Here is a 25,797-nt window from a genome sequence, read left to right as displayed (position 1 = left end):
TCCGGTCACGCCACGGCTGACCGCACCTCCTGCAACAGCGACCTGATCTCGGGCAGGCACGATCCGCAGTTGCCGCCGGCCCGCAGGCAGGCGGTCACCTCGGCCGGCGTCTTCAGGTCCTGTTTCTCGATCGCCGCGCAGATCGTGTTGCGGCCGACACCGAAGCAGGAGCAGACGGTGGGTCCCGGGTCCGGCCCCAGCGTCGGCGCGCGGCCGGCCAGCAAGGTCGCGCGCTCGCGTGCGCTCAGCTCGGCCTGTGCGAACAATCCGCCGAGCCAGGCGCGCGCCGGCAGATCGGGCCGGCGCGACGCGAACAGGCAGGCTTCCAGGCGTCCATCGACCACGAGCGCTGCCCGCAGCATGCCTTCCGACTTGTCCTCGTATTCGATCCAGTCGGCTTCTTCATCCGCCCCGAGCAGCGCGCGCGCCACCGCGGGCGATACGGGCTCGCGGCCACCCAGCTCGTAGCGCAAAAAGCCGCTGCCGCGCACGCGGGTCCAGTGCGCCACCCGTTCCAGGTTCAGTTCCGTTCGGCTCAGGATGAAGCCATGCCAGGCCACGCCGAAGGGCTCCACCCGCACCGGGGTGTGCTTGAATTCGGGCTCGCCCGACACCGGATCGACTTCGGGATTGACCAGCGCCCCGACGCGCGCATCGGAGGCGGTCTGCCCATTCCAGTGGATCGGCACGAACACCGCGCCGCGCGCGATGCCGCCGCCATGCGCCACGCGCGCCACCATCGCGCCCCACTGCGAACTCACGCGGGCGAGCTCTCCCTCGCGCACGCCGGCCAGCAGCGCGTCGTGCGGATGCAGGTCGACGAAGGGTTCTGGTGCATGGCCGGCCAGGCGCGGCGACTTGCCGGTGCGCGTCATCGTGTGCCACTGGTCGCGCAGGCGGCCCGTATTGAGCGCCAGCGGGAACTCGCCGCCCGGCGCATGCACGGGCGCGCGCGGGGTGGTCGCGACGAAGCGCGCCTTGCCGTCGGGGTGAGAGAAGCGGCCGTCGCCGAACAGCCGCGCGGTCCCTCCGGTCGACGCACGCAGCGGCCATTGCACGGGTTCCAGCGCATCGTAGGCCGCGCGTTCGATGCCGACCAGCGGATCGAGCCGGAAAGCGCGCCGATAACCTTCCTCTCCGTTCTTCCAGGTCGACAGCCGCGCGTGCTCGTCGAAGATCGCATGCGCGCCGTCGTAATCGAAGCCGGCAAAGCCCATGCGCCTGGCTACCTCGCACAGCGCCTGCCAGTCGGCGCGGGCTTCGCCCGGCGCCGGCAAGAAGGCGCGCTGGCGCGAGATGCAGCGCTCGGAATTGGTCACCGTGCCATCCTTCTCGCCCCAGGCCAGCGCCGGCAATGCCACGTGCGCATACGCTCCGACGTCGGTGTTCGCCACCACGTCCGACACCACCACCAGTTCGCAGGCGGCCAGTGCGCGCCGCACCTGGTCGGCGTCCGGCATGCTGACCACGGGGTTGGTGGCCATGATCCAGACCGCCTTGACCTTGCCCGCCTCCACCGCGCGGAACAGGTCGACCGCCTTCAGGCCGGGCTTGTCGGCGATGCGCGGCGCACCCCAAAAGCTGCGCACCGCCTCGCGGTGGCCGGCGTTGTCCAGGTCGAGGTGGGCCGCCAGCATATTCGCCAGGCCGCCCACTTCGCGTCCGCCCATCGCGTTCGGCTGGCCGGTCAGCGAGAACGGGCCCATGCCGGGACGGCCGATGCGCCCCGTGGCCAGGTGACAGTTGATGATGCCATTGACTTTATCGGTGCCGCTCGAGGACTGGTTCACGCCCATCGAGAACGCCGTCACCACTTTTTCGGTGCGCGCAAACAGCTCATAGAAAGCGCGCAGCTGGGCCGGATCGACGCCGCAGTCGCGCGCCACGTCATCCACCTCGCCATCCACTCCGGCGACTTCCAGCGTCGCCTCCAGCCCATGCGTGTGCGCCGCAACGAAGTCATGGTCGACCGCGCCCTCTCGCGCCAGATAGGCCAGCAGGCCGTTGAACAGCCGCACGTCGCTGCCCGGCTTGAGCGGCAGGTGCAGGTCGGCCAGTTCGCAGGTGGCCGTGCGGCGCGGGTCGAGCACGACGATCTGCAGTTGCGGACGCGCCTCCTTCTCCTTGACGATGCGCTGGAACAGCGTCGGATGGCACCAGGCGGCATTCGAGCCGACCAGCACGATGGCGTCGGCCAGTTCGAAATCCTCGTAGCAGCCCGGCACCACGTCTTCGCCGAAGGCGCGCTTGTGGCCGGCCACGGCGGACGACATGCACAGGCGCGAGTTGGTGTCGATATTGGCGCTGCCGACGTAGCCCTTCATGAACTTGTTGGCGACGTAGTAATCCTCGGTGAGGATCTGGCCCGAGACGTAGAGCGCCACCGCATCCGGCCCGTGCTCGGCGATGATGCGCCTGAAGCCGTCGGCGACGGTATCCAGCGCCTCGTCCCAGCTGGCGCGCGCCATGGCGCCGTCGCGGCGCACGGATGGAGTCAGCAGGCGCCCGTCCAGGCCCAGCGTCTCACCCAGGGCCGAGCCCTTGACGCACAGGCGGCCGCGGCTGGCCACATGATCGGCGTCGCCCTCGATCAGCGCGCCGCCATCGCCCAGCGGCGTGGCTTTCACGCCGCAGCCGACGCCGCAATAAGGACAGGTGGTGCGGACTTCTTGCAGCGGGATCGGCATGTGTGACATAAGTGACTCTCTTCTACGCGGGCTGCGCTTCACACATTGCAGGCCCGAACAACAATCGATCGCGCAGCGCCGACACGTCGGCCCCACGCTGGATCAGGTCGAAATACCAGGGCCCGTCGAGCACGTCGCCATACAGCACGGCGCCCGTGATGCGGTTCCCCTCGAGCACCAGGCGTTTATAGATGCCGGCGCGGCGGTCGCGCAGCACCAGGTCTTGCGTGCCCGGTCCGCCGACGATGTCGCCGGCCGAATACAGGTCGATGCCGGTGACCTTCAATTTGGTGGCGGTGGCCTGCTGCACGTAGCGGCGATGGCCCAGGCCGGCCAGGTGGGCGGCGCACACGCGCGCCTGGTCCCAGATCGGCGCCACCAGGCCGAAGGTCGCCTTGCGGTGCTGGACGCATTCTCCCACCGCATACACGCGCGGGTCATAGCTCTGCAAGGTGTCGTCGACCACGATGGCGCGCTCGACGTGCAGGCCCGCGGCGCGCGCCAGCGCCACATTCGGACGCACGCCGGCCGCCATCACGACCAGGTCGGCCGGCGCCTCGCTGCCGTCCTTGAAGCGCACGCCCTCCACCTTGCCATTGCCTAGGATGGCCTCGGTCTCGGCGCCGAGCAGGATGCGCAGGCCGCGGCCCTCCAGCGCGATCTTGAGCAGCAGCGAGGCGTCGACGTCGAGCTGCTGGTTGAGCAGGCTCCCGGTCAGGTGCACGACGGTGACGTCCATGCCGCGCCGCAGCAGGCCATTGGCCGCTTCCAGCCCGAGCAGTCCGCCGCCGATCACGACCGCGTGCTTGCCGTCGCGCGCGGCCTGCAGCATGGTGTCGACGTCGTCCAGGTCGCGAAAGCCCACCACGCCCGGCAGATCGGCGCCCGGCACCGGCACGATGAACGGTTGCGAGCCGGTCGCCAGCAGCAGGCGGTCGTACTGCACCTCCTTGCCCGAACGGGCGCGCACGATGCGCCGCTTGCGGTCGATCGCCACCACCGGATCGCCCGCATGCAGAGTGATGCCGTGCTCCTCATACCAGCTACGCGGATGCAGCACGATCTCGTGCGCCGTCTTCTCGCCGGCCAGGACCGGCGACAGCATGATGCGGTTGTAGTTCACGCGTGGCTCGGCGCCGAACACGGTGATGTCGTAGAGGTCGGGCGCCAGCGCCAGCAGCTCCTCGACGGTGCGCATGCCGGCCATGCCGTTGCCGACCACGACCAGAGAGGGCTTCATACTGCGACCCAGACCTGCCCGGCATCGATCCGCGCCGGATAGCTGGCGACCGATTGCGCCGGCGCTTCCAGGCACTCGCCGCTCTGCAGGTCGAAATGCTGCTTGTAGATCGGCGACGCAACGACGATGCGCTCCCCGATGCTGCCCACCAGCCCGCGCGACAGCACGGCGGCCTGCGAATTCGGATCGTAGTTATCGATGGCGAACACCCTCGGCTCCTCGCCGCCGACGCGGAACACGGCCACCTGGCGGCCGTTCAGCAAGGCGCACACGCCGGTATCGGGCACGATCTCGTCCAGGGTACAGACGGCGGTCCAGCGTTCGAGTTGAAGATCACGGTGCATGGCTGCTCTCCTGGTAAGACTGCATTAGGCTGCGGTGGCGATGGGGATGACGCGCCGACGTTCGTCGAAGGTGGCCGGACGCACCTGGCCGCGCTCGGGCACGAACACGACGTTCTCGTCGACCTGCGTGCTGTTGACGAAATGGCGGAAGCGGCGGCGCACGTTCGGGTCAAGGACGGCTTCCTTCCACTCGCAGGCATAGGTGTCGACCACGTGCTGCATCTGCGCTTCCAGTTCCTGCGCGATGCCGAGGCTGTCGTCGAGCACCACGGCCTTGAGGTAATCGAGACCGCCTTCGAGGTTTTCGCGCCAGGTGCTGGTGCGCTGCAGGCGTTCGGCGGTGCGCACGTAGAACATCAGGAAGCGGTCGGTCAGGCGCACCACTTCTTCTTCGGAGAGGTTCGAGGCGATCAGTTCGGCGTGGCGCGGCTTCATGCCGCCATTGCCGCACACGTACAGGTTCCAGCCCTTGTCGGTGGCGATCAGGCCGACGTCCTTGCCCTGGGCTTCGGCGCATTCGCGGGTGCAGCCCGAGACGCCGAACTTGATCTTGTGCGGCGCGCGCAAACCTTTATAACGGTTCTCCAGCGCGATGGCGAAGCCGACGCTGTCGCCGACGCCGAAGCGGCACCAGGTCGAGCCGACACAGGATTTCACGGTGCGCAGCGATTTGCCGTAGGCGTGGCCCGATTCGAAGCCGGCCGCGATCAGCTCTTCCCAGATCGCGGGCAACTGGTCCACGCGGGCGCCGAACAGGTCGACCCGCTGGCCGCCGGTGATCTTGGTGTACAGGCCATACTTCTTGGCCACCATCCCCACCGCGATCAGGCCGTCGGCCGTGACTTCGCCGCCCGGCATGCGCGGCACCACGGAGTAGGTCCCGTCCTTCTGGATGTTGCCGAGGAAGTAGTCGTTCGAATCCTGCAGGCTGGCGTGCTTTGGTTTCAGCACGAAGTCGTTCCACACCGAGGCCAGGATATTGGCGGCGGTCGGCTTGCAGACGTCGCAACCGAGGCCCTTGCCGTGGCGCGCCAGCAGCTCGCCGAAATCCTTGATGCCTTCCACCCGCACCAGGTGGTACAGCTCCTGGCGTGAGTACGGGAAGTGTTCGCACAGGTGGTTGTTGACCGCCACGCCCAGTTTCTTCAGCTCGGCGTTGAGGACTTGGGTTACCAATGGCACGCAGCCGCCGCAGGTAGTGCCGGCCGAGGTGCAGCTCTTGAGGGCGCCGATGGTGGTGGCGCCGCCGGCGACCGCCTCACACAGCGCGCCCTTGCTGACGTCGTTGCACGAGCAGACCTGGGCCGTGGCCGGCAGCTTGTCGACGCCGATCGCCGGACGGGCCGCGCCGCCGCTCTCGGGCAGGATCAGGTATTCCGGCGCCTCCGGCAGCTCGATCTTGTTCAGCATCGTCTGCAGCAGCGCGCCATAGGCGGACGCCTCGCCCACCAGCACGCCGCCCAGCAGGTATTTTCCGCAGCTGGAGACGACGATCTTGCGGTAGGTTTGACGACGTTCATCGAGGAACTGATAGCTGCGGCTGCCCGGCGTGGCGCCGTGGGCGTCGCCGATGCTGGCCACGTCCACGCCCATCAGCTTCAGCTTGGTGCTCATGTCGGCGCCAACGAAACCGCATTCGGTGCCTACTAGATGCCGCGCTGCGGTGCGCGCCATGTCGTAGCCCGGCGCGACCAGGCCATACAGCTGGCCGTTCCAGAGCGCGCATTCGCCGATGGCGTAGACGTGCGGGTCGGAGGTCTGGCAGCGGTCGTCGATCACGACGCCGCCGCGCGCGCCGATCTCCAGCCCCGATGCCCGCGCCAGCTCGTCGCGCGGGCGGATGCCGGCCGAGAACACGATCATGTCGGTATCCAGGTGGGTTCCGTCGGCGAACTGCATGCGGTGGGTGCTGTCTTCGCCATCGACGATGGCCAGCGTATTCTTGCCGGTGTGGACGCCAACGCCGAGTTCCTCGATGCGGGTGCGCAGCACGCGCGCGCCGGAATCGTCGACCTGCACCGCCATCAGGCGCGGCGCGAATTCGACCACGTGGGCGTTCAGGCCCAGGTCGCGCAGCGCCTTCGCGCATTCGAGGCCCAGCAGGCCGCCGCCGATCACGACGCCCGACTTCGAGCGCGCGCCGCATTCCTGCATCGCTTCCAGGTCTTCGATGGTGCGATAGACGAAGCAGTCCTTGCGATCGGCGCCCGGCACTGGCGGCACGAAAGGATACGAGCCGGTCGCCAGCACCAGCCGATCGTAAGCAACGGAGGAACCGTCGGCCAGGGTCACTCTCTGCGCCGCGCGATCGATCCCGACCACCTTCGCATTCAGGCGCAGCACCATGTCTTCTCGGTCAAAGAACCCTGGTGCGACCAGCGACAGGTCGTCCGCACTCTTACCGGCAAAGAATTCCGACAGGTGCACGCGGTCGTAGGCAGGCCGCGGTTCTTCACCCAGCACCGTCACGCGCAGATCTTGCCGGCCGCTGGCGGCCAGGGTTTCAAGGAATTTGTGGCCCACCATGCCGTGGCCGATGACGACGATATGCATTTGCTGCTCCCTAATTTAAGCTGCTGCGGCTGCCGGCGCAGTGTCGGCGCCCGTCGCGGTGAATCGGGCTGCGATGGCGCAGACGCTGGCGACCAGCACCAGGCCGCTGAGGATCGTGAGCGTCTGCTTGATGTCGCCCGTGCCCTTCATCAGGAAGCCGGCCGCCACCGCGCCGACGTTGCCGCCGGCGCCGACGATGCCGGCCACGCCGCCCAGCGCCTTCGGTGCGATGAACGGCACCAGCGCATAGGTGGCGCCGCAGGCCATGTGGGTGAACAGGCCGAATACCAGCATCGCGACCACGGCGAACACCACGCCCTCGGCCTGGGCGAACCACAGCAAACCAAGGCCTTCGCCGATCATCAGCACGAACAGCACGGTCACGCGGCGGTTCAGGTCACCGGAGAGCGCGGCCTTGTCCGACAGCCAGCCGCCCAGCGCGCGGGCGAACAGCGCCAAGAGGCCAAAGCTGCCGGCCGCCATGCCGGCCTGCGCCAGCGACAGGTCGAAGTGCTCGACGTAATACACGGCGGCGATGTTGTGGATGAAGATCTCGATGCCGAAGCAGGCGCCATAGGTGACGAACAGCAGCCAGGCGCGGTAGTTGCGGCAGCCGGCGACGAAGCTCGCCCAGCCGCCCTTGCCGCCGCCCTCCGGCATCAGGCCGGTCTTGCGCAAGTCATCGTAGTTACCGGCCGGGCAATCCTGCGTGTAGCGCCAGTAGAAGAAGGCCATCACGATCATCATCACGCCGGGCACCACCAGCGCCAGGCGCCAGCTCAGCGACTGGCTCACGCCCAGCATCACGATGGCCGTCAGCATCAGCGGCATGAGCGCCTGCGCCGCGCCGCCGCCGGCATTGCCCCAGCCGGCGGCCGCCGCGTTGGCGGTGCCGACCACCTTCGGTCCGAACATGACCGAGGTGTGGTACTGGGTGATGACGAAGCTGGCGCCGACCGCACCGATGCCCAGGCGCGCCAGCAGGAAGGCCTCGTAGCTCTGCGCCATCGCCACGCCCAGCACGGGAATCGCGCCGATGAGGAGCAAACCGGTGTACGTCTTGCGCGGGCCGTAGCGGTCGCACAGCGGGCCGACCAGCAGACGCACGAAGATGGTGATCGCGACCGCCGCGATATTGATGTTGGCGATCTGCTCCATCGAGAGCCCGAACTCGCCCTTGATGACTGGCATCAGCGGCGCGCAGGCGAACCAGGCGAAGAAGCAGATGAAGAAGGCGACCCAGGTCAGGTGGAAGGCGCGCATGGGCGCGCCCTGGAAGGAAAAGAGCTTGATGCTGTCCGCTTTGCTGGCCATTGTTCTTCCTTTGAAAAACGAAAAGGCGTCCGCGCTTGCTGCCGGGGGCAGTAGCTGCGGACGCCGTTGTCCTGTTGCCGTCCCCGCGTTGGGCCAGCTAAGTGAAAGTGTTCGTGAGAAGAATCGCCATTGATCCTGTCATTGGTATGAGCAAGAGGCGTGCCACCGGGGCTTCAGGGGGCGTACTCGATTCGGGCGGATCCGGATGCTGCATTGCGGTGCATCGCTCCCCACGATGATGCACCCGCCTGCACCGCGTTCATAATCCGGATGGTGCGCCGGCCCAGGCTTGCGGGTCGCTGCCGTCCCATACGCGGCCGCCCCACAGGGTCGAACTGCGCATCGGGGAGGCGGGCAGCATCGTGCCGGTGCGTTCGGCCGCCTCGCGATACAGGTCGATGCGGTTGACCTGGGCCGCCAGCGCCAGGTAGGCCGGGGCTTCGCGCAGCAGGCCCCAGCGCCGGTGCTGGGTCATGAACCACATGCCGTCCGACAGCCACGGGAAGTTGGCCTCGCCGTCGGCATGGAAGCGCAGGCCGTTGTGGCCGCGCCAGCCTCCGCCCTCCCGGTGTTCGTCGATATGGCTGCCGGCCAGGCAGAACTGCAGCGTCTCGCGGCTGGCGTTGACGTAGGCGGGACTGGCCAGCACCTCGGCCGCGGCTTCGCGGTTGGTGCGCGAGGCATCGAGCCAGCGCCCGGCTTCCAGCAGCGCGGAGATCATGGCGCGGCAGGTATTCGGGTGGCTGGCCGCGAAGTCGGCGCGCGTGCCGAGCGCCTTGCCCGGATGGTTCGGCCATACCTGCTCGCTCGACGCGGCCTGGACCCCGGCGCCCTCGCGCTGCGCGCGCTGGCCCCACGGTTCGCCGGCGCAGAAACCATCCATATGGCCGGCCGCCAGGCTGGCCGCCATCTGCCCGGGTGGCACCGTCACCGCCTGGCAGTCCACCAGCGGGTCGATGCCATGCGCGGCCAGCCAGTAATACAGGAACATCGCGTGGTTCCCGGTCGGGAAGGTGTGGGCCAGGGTGAGCTTGCGCCCTTTCTCGTCCACCTCGCGCTTGAGCATGCCGGGATCGAGGGCGGCGTTGGCGAGCGCGCGCGACAGCGTGATGTTCTGGCCGTTCTGGTGCAGGTTCATCAACACCGCCATATCGCACTGCTGGGTGCCGATGCCGTTCTGTATGCCATAGACCATCCCGTACAGCGCCTGGGCCGCGTCGAGCTGCTGGCCGATCAGGCGGTCGCGCATGGCGGTCCAGGACAGCTCGCGGGTGAGCTCGAAGCGCACCCCGTACTGTTCGTCGAAGCCCAGCACCGACGCCATCACCAGCGGCGCGCAATCGGCCAGCGGCATGAAGCCGATGCGGACGGTCTCGATCTCGGGGCGGTCGGTGCCGGCGATCCAGGCGCCTCTACCTGCCAATGTCATACGTCTCCTTGTCCTTGTATATATACAGCGTGCGTGGCCTAGCCCAGCAGGTCTTCCACGTCGATCAGGCGCTGCGCGACTTCCGCCAGCTTCAGGTTCTTGTTCATCGCCAGGGTGCGCAGGCGCTGGTAGGCCTGCTCCTCGGTCAGGCTGTAGCGGTTCATGAGCAGGCCCTTGGCGCGGTCGACGGTCTTGCGCTCCGCGAGCTTCTGGCGCGTGTCGCTCAGTTCATCGAGCAGCTTCTGCTCGCGCCGGAAGCGCGCCAGCGCCACGTCCAGCACCGGCTTGACGCGCTCGGCCTGCAGGCCGGCCACGATATAGGCCGAGACGCCGGCGTCCATCGCGGCGTCCATGCTGGCAGGGGCATCGTCTTCGGTAAACAGGACGATCGGGCGCCGCGCGTCGCGGGTGGCGATCACGATGTGCTCGAGGACGTCGCGCGCGTCGGACTCGCTGTCGGCGATGATCAGGTCGGGCTGCAGCTGGGCGATGCGCTCGGGCAGGAAGACGTCGGCCGGCAGCGAGGCGATCAGGTCGTAGCCCGATTCGAGCAGGCCGATGCGCAGCGCCGTGCTGCGCCGGGTCTGCGCGGCATGGGCGGCATCCGGGTCGGTGCCGGGTGCTGTGGCGGAAAGCACGACGACGATCCGCAGGTGTGGTGAAGCACTGTCTCGCGATTTCATGTACTAACGATATGCAAGATTCGCACCAGCGTTGCCGGTGGCGAATGCCCTAGCCCCTCTTATGCAAAGCCCGATGCTCAAGGTATACGTAATTCGAATATCTTGCACAAGAGCAACTTAACAACCATTCACAAAACGAATCGCTGGAATCACAAATCTAAAGTTTGTTTATGATGGGGACGCCCCTATACTGCAACGCAACATCGAAGTATTTATCTCAGGGGAACTATCATGACTGCAGCTATCCAACGCACCAGCTTCTTCGCGGCAGCCATCTCGGCCATCCGCAGCTTCTCGCAAGAACTGTACGTCGCCCACGGCGGCTACGCTCCGGCAGTGCGGGGTTAATATGCACCCGCTCGAATATATCACCATCGCCCTGGCCGTCGTCGCCGTGGCCGCGCGCGTCTCCATGTTCCTGCCGCGTCCGCCAAAAGGCCCGTTCAAGGCCATGTAATACAGGGCCTCATTGCGGCGCACCAGCGCCGCGATACCCGCACAACACCCCGCGCCGGCCGTACTTACGTACCGCCGGCGCTTGTCTTTACAGCAAAAAAAACCTGTCACATTCCGCAGACCTGATGAGTGCCTGCGCTAGAATGCATGCGCATTTCTCGCGAGCATTACTGGCAACTAAGCCACTTCTCCACTCATCAGACTCTACATGCGAACACCTGCACTTACCCTGTTTGCGGCCTCCTTCGCCGCACTGATCGCGCTGCCGGCGGCGGCATCGACTCCAATCACCCTCGACCAGGCCATGAGCCATCCAGACTGGATCGGCACCCCGGTGGAAGACGCCTGGTTCAGCTGGGACGGCAAGCAGGTGTACTACAAGCAGAAGCGCACCGGTTCGCCGGTGCGCGACGTGTTCCAGGTCGCGGCCGGCAAGGCCCAGCTGGTAAAAGACGCCGAGCTGCCGAAGGTCGACAGCGCCGAGGTCGTCTACAACCGCAACAACAGCCGCATGCTGGTCCTGCGCAATAACGACCTGTTCGAGCGCGACCTCAAGTCGGGCCAACTGGTCCAGGTCACGCGCGGCGCCAGCCGCATCACCGCCGCCCAGTACACGGCGGACGAACGCGCGGTCCAGTACCGCATCGGCAACGACTGGTATGTGTGGGACCGCACCAGCAAAGTTACCGGCCCGGCCGCCCTGCCGCGCGCCGCCAAGGACCCGAACGCGCCCGAAGAAGATCCCTACCGTTCGACCGAGCTGCGCCTGATCGAGCACCTCAAGCGCCAGAAGGATGACCGCGACGCCCTGCGCGAGCGCACCGATGAACTGCGCCGCGCCGACGCCTCGATGGCGCCGAACCAGATCTACCTGGGCGACAAGGTCACCATCGAAGGCAGCTCGCTGTCGCCCGACGGCCGCTGGCTGCTGGTGGTCACCGCCGCCAAAGGCGCCGACAAGGGCCGCGCCGGCAAGATGCCGCGCTACGTGAACGAGTCGGGCTTTGAGGAGACCGAAGACGTGCGCACCCGCGTCGGCCGCAACATGCCGGTGCCGCACGCACTGAAACTGGTCGATCTGCGCACCAACAAGGTGCAGGACATCGCCTTCGACGCCCTGCCGGGCATCACCACCGACCCGCTGGCCGAGCTGCGCGCCGCCGCTAAAAAAGATCCACTGAAGGGCAACCGTCCGGTGGTGGTCTCGGGCGGCCGCAACGCGATCGACTGGAGCGCCAACGGCGCCAACGTCGCCGTCATGCTGCGCGCGGTCGACAACAAGGACCGCTGGATCGCCAGCGTCGACCTGGGCGCCGCGACCCTGAAACCCCTGCACCGCCTGACCGACGGCGCCTGGGTCAACTACGACAACGCCGAATTCGGCTGGCTGCCGGACAACCGCACGCTGTGGTACCTGTCCGAAGAAAGCGGCTACTCGCACCTGTACACCAAGGACAGCGCCACGGCCGCCGCGCCGCGCGCCCTGACCACCGGCAAATGGGAAGCCAGCGACGTGCGCTGGACCTATGACGGCAGCACCGCCTACATGCTGTGCAACCGCGCGACCCCGGGCGACTACGAAGTCTGCGCCGTGAACGCGAATGGTGGCAATGTACGCGAAGTGACGAGGCTCGATGGCGTCGAGAAGTTCGCCCTGTCGCCGGACGAGAAGAAGCTGCTGGTGCACTGGTCGTCAAGCTACACCCCCATCCAGATCGCGACCGTGCCAGTCTCGGGCGGCGAAGCGAGCAAGCTGACCGACACCCGCACCCCGGAATTCAAGGCGCGCGAATGGATCGAGCCGCAGTACGTGGCCGTGCCTTCCAGCGCTGGCGGCGATCCGGTGTGGGCCAAGCTGTATCGTCCGGCCCAGCTCGAGCCGGGCAAGAAGTATCCGGTCGTGATGTTCGTGCACGGCGCCGGCTACCTGCAGAACGTCAGCAAGCGCTATCCGAACTACTTCCGCGAGCAGATGTTCCATAACCTCCTGGTGCAGAACGGCTACGTGGTGCTCGACATGGACTTCCGCGCCTCGAAAGGCTACGGCAGCAAGTGGCGCACCGCGATCTACCGCCAGATGGGCCATCCGGAACTGGAAGACTACGTCGACGGCGTCAAGTACATGGTGAATCAGCACCAGGGCGACGCCGCCAACGTCGGCATCTATGGCGGCAGCTACGGCGGCTTCATGACCTTCATGGCCCTGATGCGCGCACCGGACACCTTCAAGGCCGGCGCCGCGCTGCGCCCGGTGACCGACTGGACCACCTACAACCACGAGTACACCGCCAACATCCTGAACACCCCGGACATCGATCCCGAGGCGTACAAGAAGTCGTCGCCGATCGAGTACGCGCAGAACCTGAAAGGCCACCTGCTGATCTCGCACGGCATGATCGACGATAACGTGTTCTACCAGGATTCGGTGCGCATGGCGCAGCGCCTGATCGAGATGAAGAAGGACAAGTGGGAACTGGCGAGCTATCCGCTGGAACGTCATGGCTATGTGCAGCCGGAGGCGTGGTATGACCAGTATCGCCGGATTCATGAGCTGTTCGAGCGTTCGCTCAAGCAGAAATAATCCGCAGCCTCATCACGTCGTTCCCGCCCTCGCCGGGCGCCTTGGCGGGAACCCAAGTCTTCAGCTTTGCCGCTTCGCTTGACTATGTGGCGCGCTAAATGACTTAGGTTCCCGCCTCCGCGGGAACGACGTTTTGGGGCTAACAATACATTCGGCTCTGCGATGTTCTAAGACCGCGGGCCGAGAAAGTCCAGCAAGGTCAAGGCCACCACCTTGGTCGCCTTGCGCAAATCCTCCAGCAGCAAACGCTCGTCGGCCTTCTTGGCATTCGACTCTTCCACCGTGCGCGGCCCGGCCCCATACAGCACCGTCGGGATCCCATATTCGCCATACAGCCGCGCATCCGCATACAGCGGCGTGCCGTGCGCGGGAATCTCCTCGCCCATGATCGCATGGCCATGGCGCTGCAGGCTTTCCACCAGCGGCGCCACGCCCGGCAAGGGCCGCAGCGCCTGCGACAGCAGGAGGCGCCGTATCTCGAGGCGGATGCCGGGCAAGCCGCGCATCGCCTCCTCGATCAGGGCGCGCACCCGCGCCTCCACCGCCGCCGGGTCTTCTTCCGGAATCATGCGCCGGTCCATGCGCAGCACGACCTTCCCCGGCACCACATTGGTATTGGTCCCGCCGTCGATGCGGCCGACGATCATGGTCGGCGAACCGATGCCAGCCACAGCGCTGCGGATCTTCTTCAGTTCGGGCAGTTCGCCATAGATCGCACTCAGTACCTTCGTCGCGGCCTGGAGGGCGTCGATCGCCGTTTCCGGCATCGCGCCATGCCCCGCCCGGCCGTGCACGGTCACTTCCAGCTGCAGGCAGGCATTGTGGGCGGTGACGATGCCGTAGCCGAAACCGGCCGCGATCACGTAGTCGGGCCGGGTCAGGCCCTGGGCCAGCAGCCGGCCCGGCCCCAGCAGGCCGCCGACTTCCTCGTCGTAGGTGAAGTGAAGTTCGGCGGCGCCCGACAAGGGCACTCCCAGCGCCTCCAGCGCGCGGGTCGCGAACACATAGGTGGCGAAGTCGCTTTTCGAGACCGCCGCCGCGCGCCCGTACAGGTAGCCGTCCTCGATCACGGCGCCGTAGGGCGGCTTGGTCCAGCCTTCGCCGGGCGGCACCACGTCGCCGTGGGCGTTCAGCGCCAGCGTCGGGCCGCCGGCGCCGTAGGGGCGACGCACGATCAGATTGGTGATGCTTTGCAGGCCGTGGTCACGCACCTCCTGCGCCGGCACCGCATGGCGCTCGACCGGCCAGCCGGCGGCCTCCAGCATGTCCGCCACCGCATCGGCATGCGGCGCGTTATTGCCTGGCGGCGTATCGGTCGGGATCCTCACCACCTGCTGCAAGAAGGCGACCTGTTCGTCGAAGTGCGCGTCGATCCAGCTGGTGACGCGGTCATGCAAGGGATTGTTCATGGAGCCTTTCCTGTGCCAGCGCCGGCCTCGAACCACGCCCCCACCTGGGCGCGTTCGGCATCGGTCATATGGGTGAGATTCGCCAGCGGCATGGCCTTCAGTTGCACCGTTTGCTGGTAGATGCGGGCCGCATGCTGGCTCACCAGCTCCGGCGTGTGGAGCATCACGCCGCCCGGCGCCGCCGCGAAACCGGCTTGCGTCGGCTGCTGCGCATGGCAGGACACGCAGCGCTGGTCCATGATCGTGCGCACCGCGGCGAAGCGCGCGGCGGCGTCAACACCGGTGGCCGTTGCAGGATCGGCGCTCGCGCGCGGCGCCGGCGCCAGCACCACCGCCAATGCCAGCAGCAGCGCCACGCCCGCGGCCGGATAGCGCCATTCGATGCGGCCCTTGTGGCGCAGGTTGAAGAAGTGACGGATCAAGACCCCGGCCAGCATGATCACGCCCAGCACGGCCCAGGCATGCGGATGGTTGTAGGTCATCGCATAGTGGTTGCTGATCATGATGAACAGCACCGGCAGGGTGAAATAATTATTGTGGACACTGCGCTGCTTGGCCTTGATGCCGTGGCTCGGATCGGGCTTCTCGCCCGCCAGCATGGCGTTCACCATCTTGCGTTGGCCGGGAATGATCAGCATCGCCACGTTGGCCACCATGATGGTGCCGATCATCGCGCCCACGTGCAGATAGGCGGCGCGTCCGCTGAGCAGGTGGGTGAGCACCCAACTGCTGCCGACCAGCAGCAGCCAGATGGTGGCGCCGAACGCCAGCTGGTGCTGCACCAGCTTCGACCGGCACAGCAGGTCATACACGATCCAGCCGACCACCAGACTGCCGATGCCGATGCCGACCGCCTGCCAGCTGGTGAGGTCGGCCACGCTGCGGTCGACCATCATCGCCCTGGCGTTCATGTAGTAGACGACGGTCAGCAGCGCAAAGCCCGAGAGCCAGGTGGAATAGGCTTCCCACTTGAACCAGTGCAGTTCCGGCGGCAGCTCGGCGGGCGCCACCAGGTATTTCTGCGGGTTGTAGAAGCCGCCGCCATGCACCGCCCACAGTTCGCCGGACACGCCCTTGCGCTCGAGCTCCGAGCCTGACTGCGGCGGCTTGATGGTGTTGTCGAGCCAGACGAAATAGAAGGAAGCGCCGATCCAGGCGATGCCGGTGATGATGTGCAGCCAGCGCAGCAGCAGGTTGAACCACTCCAAAGCATATGGCGCCAGGTATCCGGTGTCGAACATGGGCTTCCCTTATGGATGAACACAGTGCAGCTGAGATGGATCGAAGATACGCCGATTCCAATTTCTGCGACATGAAATTTAGCGTATATTCAACATATCCTCCTTGATATACGTGCCACCTCGGCCGCTTGCGATGTCCAGCCTGCCCCGCAACCTCGACCTGCACCTGATCCGCATCCTCTACCTGCTGCTGGTGGAGAAGAACGTCTCGCGGGTGGCGCTCAAGCTGAACCAGCCGCAGCCCTCGATCTCGGCATCGCTGCGTAAACTCCGTGAGCTCACCGGCGACCCGCTGCTGGTGCGCGGCGCGCGCGGCATGGTGCCGACCCAGCATGGTGAGAGCCTGTTGAAACCGGCCAAGCGCATCCTCGACGAAGCCGAGAGCCTGTTCGTGCGCAAGGCGCCGTTCGTGCCCGAGCAGGCGACGCGCACCTTCCACATCGCCGCCCCCGACTATCTCGACGCGCGCTTCCTGCCGAACGTGGTGGCGCTGCTGCGGCGCGGCTCGCCCGGCAGCAAGGTCGTCATCCACGCGCTCGGCCCCGGCCTGGACTACCTGCGCATGCTGTCCGACGGCGACATGGACCTGGTCATCGCCAACTGGGACGAGCCGCCGGCCCACCTGCACATGTCCAAGCTTTTCGAGGACCCGATCATCTGCACCATGCGCGCCGACAGCCCCTACGCCAGGCGCACCGCGCCGGACGCGATGACGCTCGAGGATTACCTCGACCTGCCCCACGTGGCCCCGACCCAGATGCTGCCGGGCTACCACGGCGTGATCGACGCCTGGCTCGAGCGCCACGGCCTGCAGCGCCGGGTGGCGGTCGAGTCGCCCTATTTTGGCGTGATCCCCTATATGCTGACCCAGAGTGATCTGGTGCTGACGACCGGCCGCCAGTTCATCCGCGCCTTCGAAAAAACGCTGCCGCTGAAAAGCTTCACGGTGCCGGTCAAGTTTCCGCCGATGCGCTTCTACCAGCTATGGCACCAGCGCGTGCACCAGTCGACCGAACACAAATGGCTGCGCGACCAGGTAAGCAGCGCGGCCAGGGCCCTCAATCAAGAATAGCCAGGAATAGACGATGCCGACGATCCAGGAGCTGAACGAACTCGACGCCGACGCTTTCACCAATGCGCTGCATGGCATCTACGAGCACTCACCCTGGATCGCGGCGCGCGCCACCGCGGCCCGCCCCTTTTCCACACTGGCGGCGCTCAAGCTGGCCTTGCAGGCGGCGGTCGATGGCGCCACCGACGCCGAGCAGCTGTCCCTGCTGCGTGCCCACCCCGAGCTGGCCGGCAAGGCCGCCATCGCCGGCCAACTGACGCTTGAATCGACCGGCGAACAGGCCAGTTCAGGCCTCGATCGCTGCACACCCGACGAATACGCCCGACTGCACGCGCTCAACGCGCAGTACAACGAGCGCTTCGGCTGTCCCTTCATCCTGGCCGTGAAAGGCCCGACGGGGCGCGGCCTGACGCGGCAAGCCATCATCGACACCTTCGTGCGCCGCCTCGACAACACGCTTGATGACGAGCTGCGCGAAGCACTGCGCCAGGTGCACCGCATCGCCGAGATCCGGCTCAATGCCCTGCTCCACATCGAACCCTCGATCGGCGTCACCGTGATGGACTGGTGCGAAACCCTCGGCGCCATCAGCGACAGCGACACGGACCTCACCTGCGCCTACATGACGCCGGCCCACCAGCGCACCGCAGCGACCATCGCCGGCTGGATGCGCGAGGCCGGCATGGCGGTCCACATCGACGCCGTCGGCAATGTGGTCGGCCGCTACGCCGCCGCGCGGCCGGGCGCCAAGACCCTGATCACCGGCTCGCACTACGACACCGTGCGCAATGGCGGCAAGTACGACGGCCGGCTGGGCATCCTGCTGCCCATCGCGCTGGTCGGCCGGCTGCATGCACGCGGCGAGCGCCTGCCCTACGACCTCGAAGTGATTGCCTTCGCCGAAGAAGAAGGCGTGCGCTATCGCAGCACCTTCCTCGGCAGCAGCGCGGTGGCCGGTGGCTTCGACCCGGCCCTGCTCGATGCACGCGACGCCGACGGCGTCCTTCTGCGCGACGCGCTGGCGGCCGCCGGCCACGATCCTGCCACCATCCCCGCCGTCGCGCGCGATCCCGCCACGGTGCTTGGCTTCGTCGAGGTGCATATCGAGCAGGGACCGGTGCTGCTCGAGCGCGGCCTGCCGCTGGGCGTGGTGAGCGCGATCGCGGGCAGCTCGCGCTACCTGGTCGAACTGAAGGGCGTGGCCAGCCACGCCGGCACCACGCCGATGGGCATGCGGCGCGATGCGGCGGCGGCGGCGGCCGAGATCGTGCTGCTGGTGGAACGCCGTTGCAGCGGACCGGCATCGCTGGTGGGCACGGTCGGCCAGCTGGAAGTGCCGGCCGGCTCGGTCAATGTGGTGCCCGGCGCCTGCCACCTGTCGCTCGACATCCGCGCCGCCGATGACGCAACCCGGCTGGCGGCGGTGGATGACATCCTGGCCGGAGTCAAGCAAATCTGCGCGCGGCGCGGCATCCAGGAAAAGCTGTACAAGCTGCTCGAGATCGATGCCGTGCCCTGTGCGCCACGGCTGATGAACCAGCTGGGGGCCGCGGTCGAACGCGCCGGCCTGCCGTCCTTCGCACTACCCTCCGGCGCCGGCCATGACGCGATGCGCATGGCGCAGTTGACCGAGGTCGCGATGCTGTTCGTCCGCTGCGGCAACGGCGGCATCAGCCACAATCCGCTCGAGACCATGAGCGCCGACGATGCCGAAATCGCCGGCGCGGTAATGCTCGACTTCCTGCGCGACGTTACTCGGGCGGCAGCGCCGGCAGGATCAGCGTCGTAAGCAGCTTCTCGGTCAGCGGATGCGGCCCTGGCACGCGGAAGTTGGTGGTGGTGATGACCACCACCGCATCCCACTCCGGCAGCACGTACACCTTGTTGCCGCCCATGCCCGACATCGCATAGGTGGCCACCTTCCGGTCGCCCACGGTGAACGGCTGCAGCCACCACAGATAGCCGTAGTCGACGCCCTCGCGCACCTGGGCATGCGGCTTGATCGAGCGCTCGACCCACGCCTGCGGCAGCACCTGCTTGCCCGCCCACTTGCCGCCGTTCAGGTAGAGCTGGCCCAGCTTCCACAGGTCGCGGCTGCGCAGGCCAAGGCTCCCGCCGGTCATCGCCGCCCCCGAAGGCTGCACCTGCCATTTGACCGGCGCGATGCCGAGCGGCTTGAACAGCACCTCGTCGGCGAAGTCCTGCACGCTGCGTCCGGTCGCGCGCTCCAGCAGCGGCGCGATCAGGGCCGTGCCCGCGGTGCAGTAGCTGAAGGCGCGGCCATAGGGCTGCTTGTGGGGCGGCGGCGTCCATTCCGGGAAGCCGCGCACCGGCAGGTCGAGGTAGAAGCGGCTCCAGTCCTCGATCAGGTACATGCGCTCTTCATGGCCGCGCGAGAACTCGTTGAAATCGTCGCACTCGACGATGGAACTCATGGTGAGCAGGTCTTCGACCGTGATGCGGTCCTTGCGCGGGTCGGGGTTCGCGACCGGCATCTTGTCCTTGAAGAAGGGTATGACAGGCGCATCGACCGTGAGCAGCTTGCGCTTGACGGCCGCCCCGACCAGCATGCCGCCCACGGTCTTGGTCACCGAGCGCGTATTGCGCAATCCTTGCGCGCCTTCGGCGTCGAAATACTGCTCGTAGAGCACCTTGCCATGGCGCGCCACCAGCACGCTGGTGATCTGCTTGAAGTTGCCGGCCTTGATCTCGGTGGTGACCGAGTCGAAGCTCGCGGCGCCGGCGCCGCCTGCCGCCACGATGCTCACCAGGGCAATCCCGTATCGACATCCTGTGCGCATGCATCCCTCCTGTGCCTCAAGAACAAGTGCGTTTCGATCAGTATGGCTTCGCCGTCGGAACCTCAGGCCTGCAAGTCGGCATGGATCGCCTGCGCCGCCTGCAGGCCATGGCGGCGCGCCTGCATCGATTCCAGGCGCGCCGCCACGCAGTCGCCGCCGGCATAGATGCCCGGCAGCGCGGTGCGAAAGCACCCGTCGACCTCGATCCGGTCGCCCTCGCGCGACTGCTGGGCTACCTGCGGCTCGCGTTCGGTCCCGGCCGCGCGGCCCACCGCCTTGAACACGGCGTGGGCGGCGATCTCGGTGAAGCCGCCGGTGTCGACCACGCGGTCGCCCAAGAGGCGGGTCTGCTCGAAGCGCACCGACCCGACCGCGCCGCGTTCGTCGCGCAGCACCTCGAGCGGCGCGACCCAGCCGCGCACCCGCACGAAGCAGGCGCGCGCGACTTCTTCTTCGCGGCCGTCGGGCGCCAGGGCGTGGCGCAGCGCCAAAGTCACGTCCTGGGCGCCCAGCTGCTTCAGGCGCGCCGCCATGCCTACCGCGCCGCGGCTGGCGCCGATCACGATCGCGCGCTGTGGCACCGGCAGCGCCAGCAGGTCGTCCAGCGCATACACGGCGGCGAGCCGGCGGCCGGCGTCGACCAGGCCGGCCGGGTCGCTGCCGGACAGCGCCAGCACGCGGCTTGCCGCCAGGCCGACGCCGAGGAAGATCGCGTCGTGCCACAGGTGCAGGTCGGCCAGCTCGAGGTCGACGCCCAGCTTGCGGCCGTATTCGCAGCGGATACGGCCCTGCGCCACCAGTCGTTCGAACAGCGCCTGTTCGAACGCGCTCGCCGGCAGCGTTTCATACATGCGCTCGTGCGAGCGCGCTTCGTACAGCACGACGCCATTGCCGAGCAGCGCCAGGCGGATGGCGCAGGCCATGCCGGCCATGCCGGCGCCGACCACGGCCACCTGCTTGCCGGTCGGGGGCGCCGCCTCGCCGGCCAGGAGGGAAGATTCTTCGGATACGGACGGGTCCAGGGCGGCGGTGGTGGCGGTCATCGGTCTCTCTTTCTTCTCAGGCGGGGCGTGATGCGCCCTCTCGGGTATGTCAGGACACTCAGTCAGGACGCTCACTCAGGCCAGTTGCGTCAGGACCTTGGCCAGCTTGCCGAACAATTCGTCGACGTGTTTTTTTTCCAGTACCAACGGCGGCGACAGCGCGATGATGTCGCCCGTGATGCGAATGAGGAGGCCCTCGGCGAAGGCCTGCTTGAGCGCCGCATAGCCGCGCGCGCCGGGCTGGCCCGCGATCGGCGCCAGCTCGATGGCGGCGATGATGCCGATCGAGCGCAGGTCGATCACGTGCGGCAGGCCGCGCAGCGATTGCAGCGCCTCCTCGAAATACGGCTGCATGCACGCCGCGTTCTCCAGTACCCCCTGTTCGCGGAACACGTCCAGGGTGGCCAGCGCTGCGGCGCAGGCCAGCGGGTGGCCCGAATAGGTATAGCCGTGGAACAGCTCGATCCCGGCCGGCCCTTCCATGAAGGCGTCATGGATGAAGGCCTTGCTCAACACCGCGCCCATCGGCACCGCGCCGTTGGTGATGCCCTTGGCCGTGGCCATCAGGTCGGGCTCGACGCCGAACCAGTCGCCGGCGAACGGCGTCGTCAGGCGGCCGAAGCCGGTGATGACTTCGTCGAAGATCAAGAGGATGCCGTGGCGGTCGCAGATCTCGCGCAGGCGCTTGAGATAGCCCTTGGGGGGAATCAGCACGCCGGTCGAACCGGATACGGGTTCGACAATCACCGCCGCGATGGTCGACGGGTCGTGCAGCGCCACCATGCGTTCGAGGTCCTCGGCCAGTTCGACGCCGTGTTCGGGCTCGCCGCGTGCGTAGGCGTTGCGCTCCAGGTCATGCGTGTGGCGCAGGTGGTCGACGCCCGGCAGCAGGGGCCCGAAATGCTTGCGGTTGGCGCCGATGCCGCCGACCGAGATGCCGCCGAAGCCCACGCCATGGTAGCCGCGCTCGCGGCCGATCAGGCGCGTGCGTCCGCCCTCCCCGCGCGCGCGGTGGTAGGCCAGCGCCATCTTGAGCGCGGTGTCAACCGCTTCGGAACCCGAGCCCGTATAGAACACATGGCCGAAGCGGTGGCCGCTGAACTCCATCAGGCGGTCGGCCAGTTCGAAGGCGGCCGGGTGGCCCATCTGGAAAGTGGGTGCGTAGTCGAGCTGGCCGGCCATGGCGGCGATGGCTTCGGCGATCTTCGGCTGGCCGTGGCCGCAGGGCACGCACCACAGGCCGGCGGCGCCGTCGAGCAGCTCGCGGCCATCGACGTCGCGGTAATACATCCCCTTGGCGGAGACCAGCAGGCGCGGATCGCGCTTGAAGTCGCGGTTATTGGTGAATGGCATCCAGAAGGATGACATCGTGGAAGGCCTGGACTCATACATATTGCGCTCCCCGTCTCGATGGCGCTCTGAAGCATTGAAGTTTGAACAAGAATGACGAGACTTGCAACAGGCACGCGGTTGGCGGAATGCGCAAGCGCAAAAACATGCACGACGCATCGTGTTAGCGGCGGGAAAAATCCGTCGGTCGCAGCCCTGTCTACAGGCCTCATAGCAGTGGTATGCTAGCGCTTATCACACTGGCAATGCAAACCATGTCGACTTATATCACCCCTGTCCTGACCACCGAACGCCTGGTGCTGCGCCCGCTGGCCGCGAGCGATGCGCCGGCCCTGTACACCATCTTTTCTGACCCGGCCGTGGTGCGCTACTGGAGCACCGAGTCGTGGACCGATATCTCCTTCGCCGAAGCCGCCATCGCCCGCGCGCAAGAGGCCTACCGCGACGAGACCGAGCTGCGCTTCGCGATCGAACTCGCCGCGAGCCGCGAGCTGATCGGCACCGTGGGCCTGCACCACTTCTTCAACCAGAACAAGCGCTGCGAACTCGGCTACGCGCTGGGCAGCGCGCACTGGGGCAAGGGCTACGCCTTCGAAGCGCTGCGGGCCGCGCTGGACCATGGCTTCCGCGAGGTCGACCTGAACCGGGTCGAGGCCGACATCGATCCACGCAACGAGGCCTCCGGCCGCCTGCTCGAAAAACTGGGCTTCCGCAAGGAAGGCTTCATGCCGCAGCGCTGGCTGGTGCACGGCGAGTATGCCGACACCGTCTTTTACGGCCTGCTGCGCGACTACTGGAACGACAGGACGGCCCGCTGATGGCAACACGGAATCACACGATGAAGGCCCTGGCGGCATGTGCGACCCTGGCGCTGTCCCTGCTGGCCATGGCGCCGCAATCGGCCGCAGCCCAGGCCACGCTGCCGACCTGGCGCGAGATCATGATTTATGCGACCGACGCCGGCTACCCGGCGGTGCTCTCGCAGCGCGGCGTGCAGGGCAATGTGACGGTCGAACTGGCCCTCGACGACAAGGGCCGCAAAGCGGTGGTCGCGGTGCGCGACTCCTCGCGCTCGGCCGAACTCGATGCGCTGGCGCTGACCATGGCCAGGCGGCTGGACATCCCCGCCAGTGGCGAGCGCCGCAGCGGCCTGGTGGTCTTCAAGTTCAAGAAAGACCACATCTCCACCATCGCTATCAAGAGCTGCGCCGATTTCAACGTCGATGCCGCCTGGCAGGCCGCCACCTTCCCGGAACGCAGCCTGCGCGAATTGCCGGTGACCTATGAAAGCATCGGCACGCTGATCTACAGCATGCACCGCGAAGGCTCGGCGCCCCAATCCTTCCCGGCGCTGGAACCGGTCCTGAACGCCACGGTGGCCGCCTGCGCGCGCACGCCCGAGGCCGGCATGCTCGACGTGATGCGGCAAGAAGCGCTCAAGCTGATCGAGCAATAAAGTGAATTATCGAGCAAGTATTACGGCGTATTGACGGGGCCGAACGCGTCCCCGTTCATCCGCCCTCACGACTGCTCGTCCCCGGATTCGGACCGTTTATCGGATCGCTCTTGGCGTAACATGGGTGCATCCCTACAGTAGGGTCATCACTGTTAGAAAGGACTTGCACGCATGAAAACCATTCATACGCCCACCAGTCGCTTCCAATCGATCCTGCGTAATATGGAAGTTGCTGGCCGCACTACCTGGCGCCTGGCGAAATCCAGCGCCCGTTCGCTGCGCCGCATGCCGTGGCCAGTGCTGCTGGTGATCGCGATCGTGCTGGCGGCCCTGATCACCATCGTGCCGATCGTGCTGGCGCTGTTCGTCGGCCTGCTGCTGCTCAAATTCCTCGCCATCGCCATCTTCGGCCGCGAGCCGCGCCGCATCAAGCACTACACGCAAGAGTAAAACCATGGCCGCCGCCCAGATCAACCGCGCACTCGACTTCGTCCGCGACGCTTTCCGCGAAGCGGGCGTGCTGTGGTGGCGCTTCTTCGACTGGCTCGCCCTGATCGAGTGGCGCCAGCTCTACCTGGTCTGGTTCCTGGTGTTCGTCACCGGCATGTTCGTCAAGCTGACGGAACCGGCGATCTGGTTCATCCTGATCTCGTTCGGCGTCAAGGTACTGGCCGGCGGCAAGCGCCGCGCCGAACTGCTGGCGCGCGACGCCTCGACCAAGGCCGACGTCGCCAATCTCGAGCGGCGCCTGACCGAGGCGCAGATGGCCACGCTCCAGGCCCAGGTCGAGCCGCACTTCCTGTTCAACACCCTGGCCCTGATCGGCCAGTTGATCGAGACCGATCCGAAGGAAGCGGCGCGCGTGCACGGCCACCTGATCGAATACCTGCGCGCCTCGCTGCCGCAGATGCGCAACACCAAAGGCGCCGGTGGCACATTGGGCAAGCAGGTCGAGCTGTCGCGCGCCTACCTGTCGATCATGCAGGCGCGCATGAAGGAAAGGCTGGCGGTGCGCTTCGAGGTGCCCGACTTCCTCGGCAGCTCGCCGTTCCCGCCGATGATGCTGCAGACGCTGATCGAGAACGCGATCAAGCACGGCCTGGAGCCGAAGGTCGCCGGCGGCACGATCACGGTGCGCGCGCGGGTCGAAGGCGCCACGCTGTGCGTCGACGTGTGCGACGACGGTGTCGGCTTCAACCTGCATGCCGGCAGCGGCGTCGGCCTGGCGAACATCCGCGAACGGCTGGCGCTGTTGTACGGCAAGGATGCCGAACTCGTGATCGAAGCCCTGCCCGGCGGCGGCGCTTGCGTCTCGATCCGCCTGCCCTATCGCATGACGGAAGACGGCTGATGGCGCACCCGACTGCCCTGATCGCCGACGACGAAGCGCCGATGCGCGACCAACTGCGCGCCCGCCTGCACGAGGCGTGGCCCGAGCTGCGCATCGTGGCCGAGGCAGCCAACGGCGCCGAAGCGGTAGCGCTGGCGCTCGAGCACAAGCCGGACATTGCCTTCCTCGACATCCGCATGCCGGGCATGGGCGGCATCGATGCGGCGCGCCAGATGTACGAGCACTGCCACATCGTGTTCGCCACCGCCTACGACCAGTATGCGGTCGAGGCCTTCGAGCAGGGCGCCATCGACTACCTGCTCAAGCCCGTCACCCTGGCGCGCCTGGAAACCACGGTGGCGCGCCTGCGCCGTCGGCTGGAGCACACGCCGCAGGACATCGGCGCGCAACTGGCGCGTCTTGCGCAGCTGGGCGACCAGTTGCTGGTACAGAACGGGACCACCGCCGCCAAGCCGGCCTACATGCGCTGGATCCAGGCCCAGTCAGGCAACAGCCTGCGCATGGTGAGCACGCGCGAAGTGCTGTTCTTCCAGTCGGACGACAAGTACACCCGGGTGCAGACCGCCACCGCCCAGCACCTGATCCGCAAGACGCTCAAGGAACTGGAAGAAGAGCTGGACCCGGACGAGTTCTGGCGCATCCACCGCTCGACCCTGGTGCGCGTGGACGCGATCGCGGAGGTGCGGCGCGACCTGCGCGGACGCCAGATGCTCAGCCTGCGCGGCTATCCCGAAGAGCTGGAAGTAAGCCGCAACCACGGCGCGCTGTTCCAGCAGATGTGAAGCCT

General features: G+C 67.0%; 20 protein-coding genes. 8 read left to right on the top strand and 12 right to left on the bottom strand.

Features of this window, described 5'->3' with window-relative positions:
- Nucleotides 1–5 precede the first annotated feature (5 nt).
- The 7 genes from SOM61_RS04395 to SOM61_RS04365 all read right to left on the bottom strand — a co-directional run bounded on the left by SOM61_RS04395 (nucleotide 6) and on the right by SOM61_RS04365 (nucleotide 10,250).
- Entirely contained in the window at nucleotides 6–2,696 is a 2,691-nt protein-coding gene (locus SOM61_RS04395) for a molybdopterin-dependent oxidoreductase (protein WP_320472969.1), read from the bottom strand.
- A 13-nt stretch (nucleotides 2,697–2,709) separates the two neighbouring features.
- Nucleotides 2,710–3,927 carry an NAD(P)/FAD-dependent oxidoreductase gene (locus SOM61_RS04390; RefSeq protein WP_320472968.1) on the bottom strand — a complete coding sequence of 406 codons (1,218 nt, stop codon included), beginning with the start codon at nucleotides 3,925–3,927 and terminating at the stop codon, nucleotides 2,710–2,712.
- The gene (gene nirD, locus SOM61_RS04385; protein ID WP_320472967.1) at nucleotides 3,924–4,271 is read right to left on the bottom strand and encodes a nitrite reductase small subunit NirD; all 348 of its coding nucleotides are present in this window, start codon (nucleotides 4,269–4,271) and stop codon (nucleotides 3,924–3,926) included. Before nirD ends, SOM61_RS04390 begins: the two co-directional genes overlap by 4 nt.
- Nucleotides 4,272–4,295: 24 nt before the next feature.
- Nucleotides 4,296–6,824, bottom strand: coding sequence for a nitrite reductase large subunit NirB (gene nirB, locus SOM61_RS04380; RefSeq protein WP_320472966.1), 2,529 nt, complete (start codon nucleotides 6,822–6,824; stop codon nucleotides 4,296–4,298).
- Between the two features lie 15 nt (nucleotides 6,825–6,839).
- Nucleotides 6,840–8,138 carry an MFS transporter gene (locus SOM61_RS04375; protein WP_320472965.1) on the bottom strand — a complete coding sequence of 433 codons (1,299 nt, stop codon included), beginning with the start codon at nucleotides 8,136–8,138 and terminating at the stop codon, nucleotides 6,840–6,842.
- Between the two features lie 259 nt (nucleotides 8,139–8,397).
- Nucleotides 8,398–9,567, bottom strand: a complete 1,170-nt coding sequence (locus tag SOM61_RS04370; protein ID WP_320472964.1) for a CmpA/NrtA family ABC transporter substrate-binding protein — start codon at nucleotides 9,565–9,567, stop codon at nucleotides 8,398–8,400.
- A gap of 38 nt (nucleotides 9,568–9,605) precedes the next feature.
- A complete protein-coding gene (locus SOM61_RS04365) occupies nucleotides 9,606–10,250 on the bottom strand; it encodes an ANTAR domain-containing response regulator (RefSeq protein ID WP_320472963.1) in 645 nt (214 codons plus the stop codon).
- Nucleotides 10,251–10,914: 664 nt separating this feature from the next.
- Between SOM61_RS04365 and SOM61_RS04360 the strand changes: the two genes are divergently transcribed.
- Complete coding sequence (locus SOM61_RS04360) at nucleotides 10,915–13,287, top strand: S9 family peptidase (protein WP_320472962.1); 2,373 nt, start codon at nucleotides 10,915–10,917, stop codon at nucleotides 13,285–13,287.
- Nucleotides 13,288–13,454: 167 nt separating this feature from the next.
- On the opposite strand, the gene SOM61_RS04355 is transcribed toward SOM61_RS04360, so the two are convergent.
- Both SOM61_RS04355 and SOM61_RS04350 read right to left on the bottom strand, forming a co-directional pair.
- A complete protein-coding gene (locus SOM61_RS04355) occupies nucleotides 13,455–14,696 on the bottom strand; it encodes a M20/M25/M40 family metallo-hydrolase (RefSeq protein ID WP_320472961.1) in 1,242 nt (413 codons plus the stop codon).
- Nucleotides 14,693–15,937: a urate hydroxylase PuuD gene (locus SOM61_RS04350; protein ID WP_320472960.1), complete on the bottom strand. Its 1,245-nt coding sequence runs from the start codon at nucleotides 15,935–15,937 to the stop codon at nucleotides 14,693–14,695. Before SOM61_RS04350 ends, SOM61_RS04355 begins: the two co-directional genes overlap by 4 nt.
- A 133-nt stretch (nucleotides 15,938–16,070) precedes the next feature.
- On the opposite strand from SOM61_RS04350, the gene SOM61_RS04345 reads away from it, so the two are divergent.
- Nucleotides 16,071–17,009 (top strand): LysR family transcriptional regulator, encoded by a 939-nt coding sequence (locus tag SOM61_RS04345; RefSeq protein ID WP_320472959.1) that lies wholly within the window; start codon nucleotides 16,071–16,073, stop codon nucleotides 17,007–17,009.
- 13 nt (nucleotides 17,010–17,022) lie between these two features.
- Nucleotides 17,023–18,798, top strand: a complete 1,776-nt coding sequence (locus tag SOM61_RS04340) for an allantoate amidohydrolase (protein WP_320472958.1) — start codon at nucleotides 17,023–17,025, stop codon at nucleotides 18,796–18,798.
- Here SOM61_RS04340 and SOM61_RS04335 read toward each other — a convergent pair.
- The 3 genes from SOM61_RS04335 to aptA all read right to left on the bottom strand — a co-directional run bounded on the left by SOM61_RS04335 (nucleotide 18,761) and on the right by aptA (nucleotide 22,245).
- Complete coding sequence (locus tag SOM61_RS04335; RefSeq protein ID WP_320472957.1) at nucleotides 18,761–19,810, bottom strand: serine hydrolase domain-containing protein; 1,050 nt, start codon at nucleotides 19,808–19,810, stop codon at nucleotides 18,761–18,763. The two genes, SOM61_RS04340 and SOM61_RS04335, sit on opposite strands and share 38 nt — an antisense overlap.
- A 62-nt stretch (nucleotides 19,811–19,872) precedes the next feature.
- Nucleotides 19,873–20,853, bottom strand: coding sequence for an FAD-dependent oxidoreductase (locus tag SOM61_RS04330; RefSeq protein WP_320472956.1), 981 nt, complete (start codon nucleotides 20,851–20,853; stop codon nucleotides 19,873–19,875).
- 75 nt (nucleotides 20,854–20,928) lie between these two features.
- Nucleotides 20,929–22,245: an omega-aminotransferase AptA gene (gene aptA, locus SOM61_RS04325; protein ID WP_320472955.1), complete on the bottom strand. Its 1,317-nt coding sequence runs from the start codon at nucleotides 22,243–22,245 to the stop codon at nucleotides 20,929–20,931.
- A gap of 212 nt (nucleotides 22,246–22,457) precedes the next feature.
- Here aptA and SOM61_RS04320 point away from each other — a divergent pair, with 212 nt between their 5' ends.
- The 5 genes from SOM61_RS04320 (at nucleotide 22,458) to SOM61_RS04300 (ending at nucleotide 25,792) form a co-directional block, all read left to right on the top strand.
- A complete protein-coding gene (locus tag SOM61_RS04320) occupies nucleotides 22,458–23,021 on the top strand; it encodes a GNAT family N-acetyltransferase (protein ID WP_320472954.1) in 564 nt (187 codons plus the stop codon).
- Nucleotides 23,021–23,659 (top strand): TonB family protein, encoded by a 639-nt coding sequence (locus tag SOM61_RS04315; protein ID WP_320472953.1) that lies wholly within the window; start codon nucleotides 23,021–23,023, stop codon nucleotides 23,657–23,659. Before SOM61_RS04320 ends, SOM61_RS04315 begins: the two co-directional genes overlap by 1 nt.
- Nucleotides 23,660–23,830: 171 nt before the next feature.
- The gene (locus tag SOM61_RS04310) at nucleotides 23,831–24,109 is read left to right on the top strand and encodes a hypothetical protein (RefSeq protein WP_123071649.1); all 279 of its coding nucleotides are present in this window, start codon (nucleotides 23,831–23,833) and stop codon (nucleotides 24,107–24,109) included.
- A 4-nt stretch (nucleotides 24,110–24,113) separates the two neighbouring features.
- Nucleotides 24,114–25,010 (top strand): sensor histidine kinase, encoded by an 897-nt coding sequence (locus SOM61_RS04305; protein ID WP_320472952.1) that lies wholly within the window; start codon nucleotides 24,114–24,116, stop codon nucleotides 25,008–25,010.
- Entirely contained in the window at nucleotides 25,010–25,792 is a 783-nt protein-coding gene (locus SOM61_RS04300; RefSeq protein ID WP_320472951.1) for a LytR/AlgR family response regulator transcription factor, read from the top strand. The genes SOM61_RS04305 and SOM61_RS04300 overlap by 1 nt, the downstream gene beginning before the upstream one ends.
- Nucleotides 25,793–25,797: the final 5 nt, after the last annotated feature.

Source organism: Massilia sp. CFBP9012 (assembly GCF_034045115.1).
Taxonomy (GTDB): Bacteria; Pseudomonadota; Gammaproteobacteria; order Burkholderiales; family Burkholderiaceae_D; genus Telluria.
Note: the sequence above shows the minus strand (reverse complement) of the source record. Positions and strands in the feature narration are given on the sequence as shown.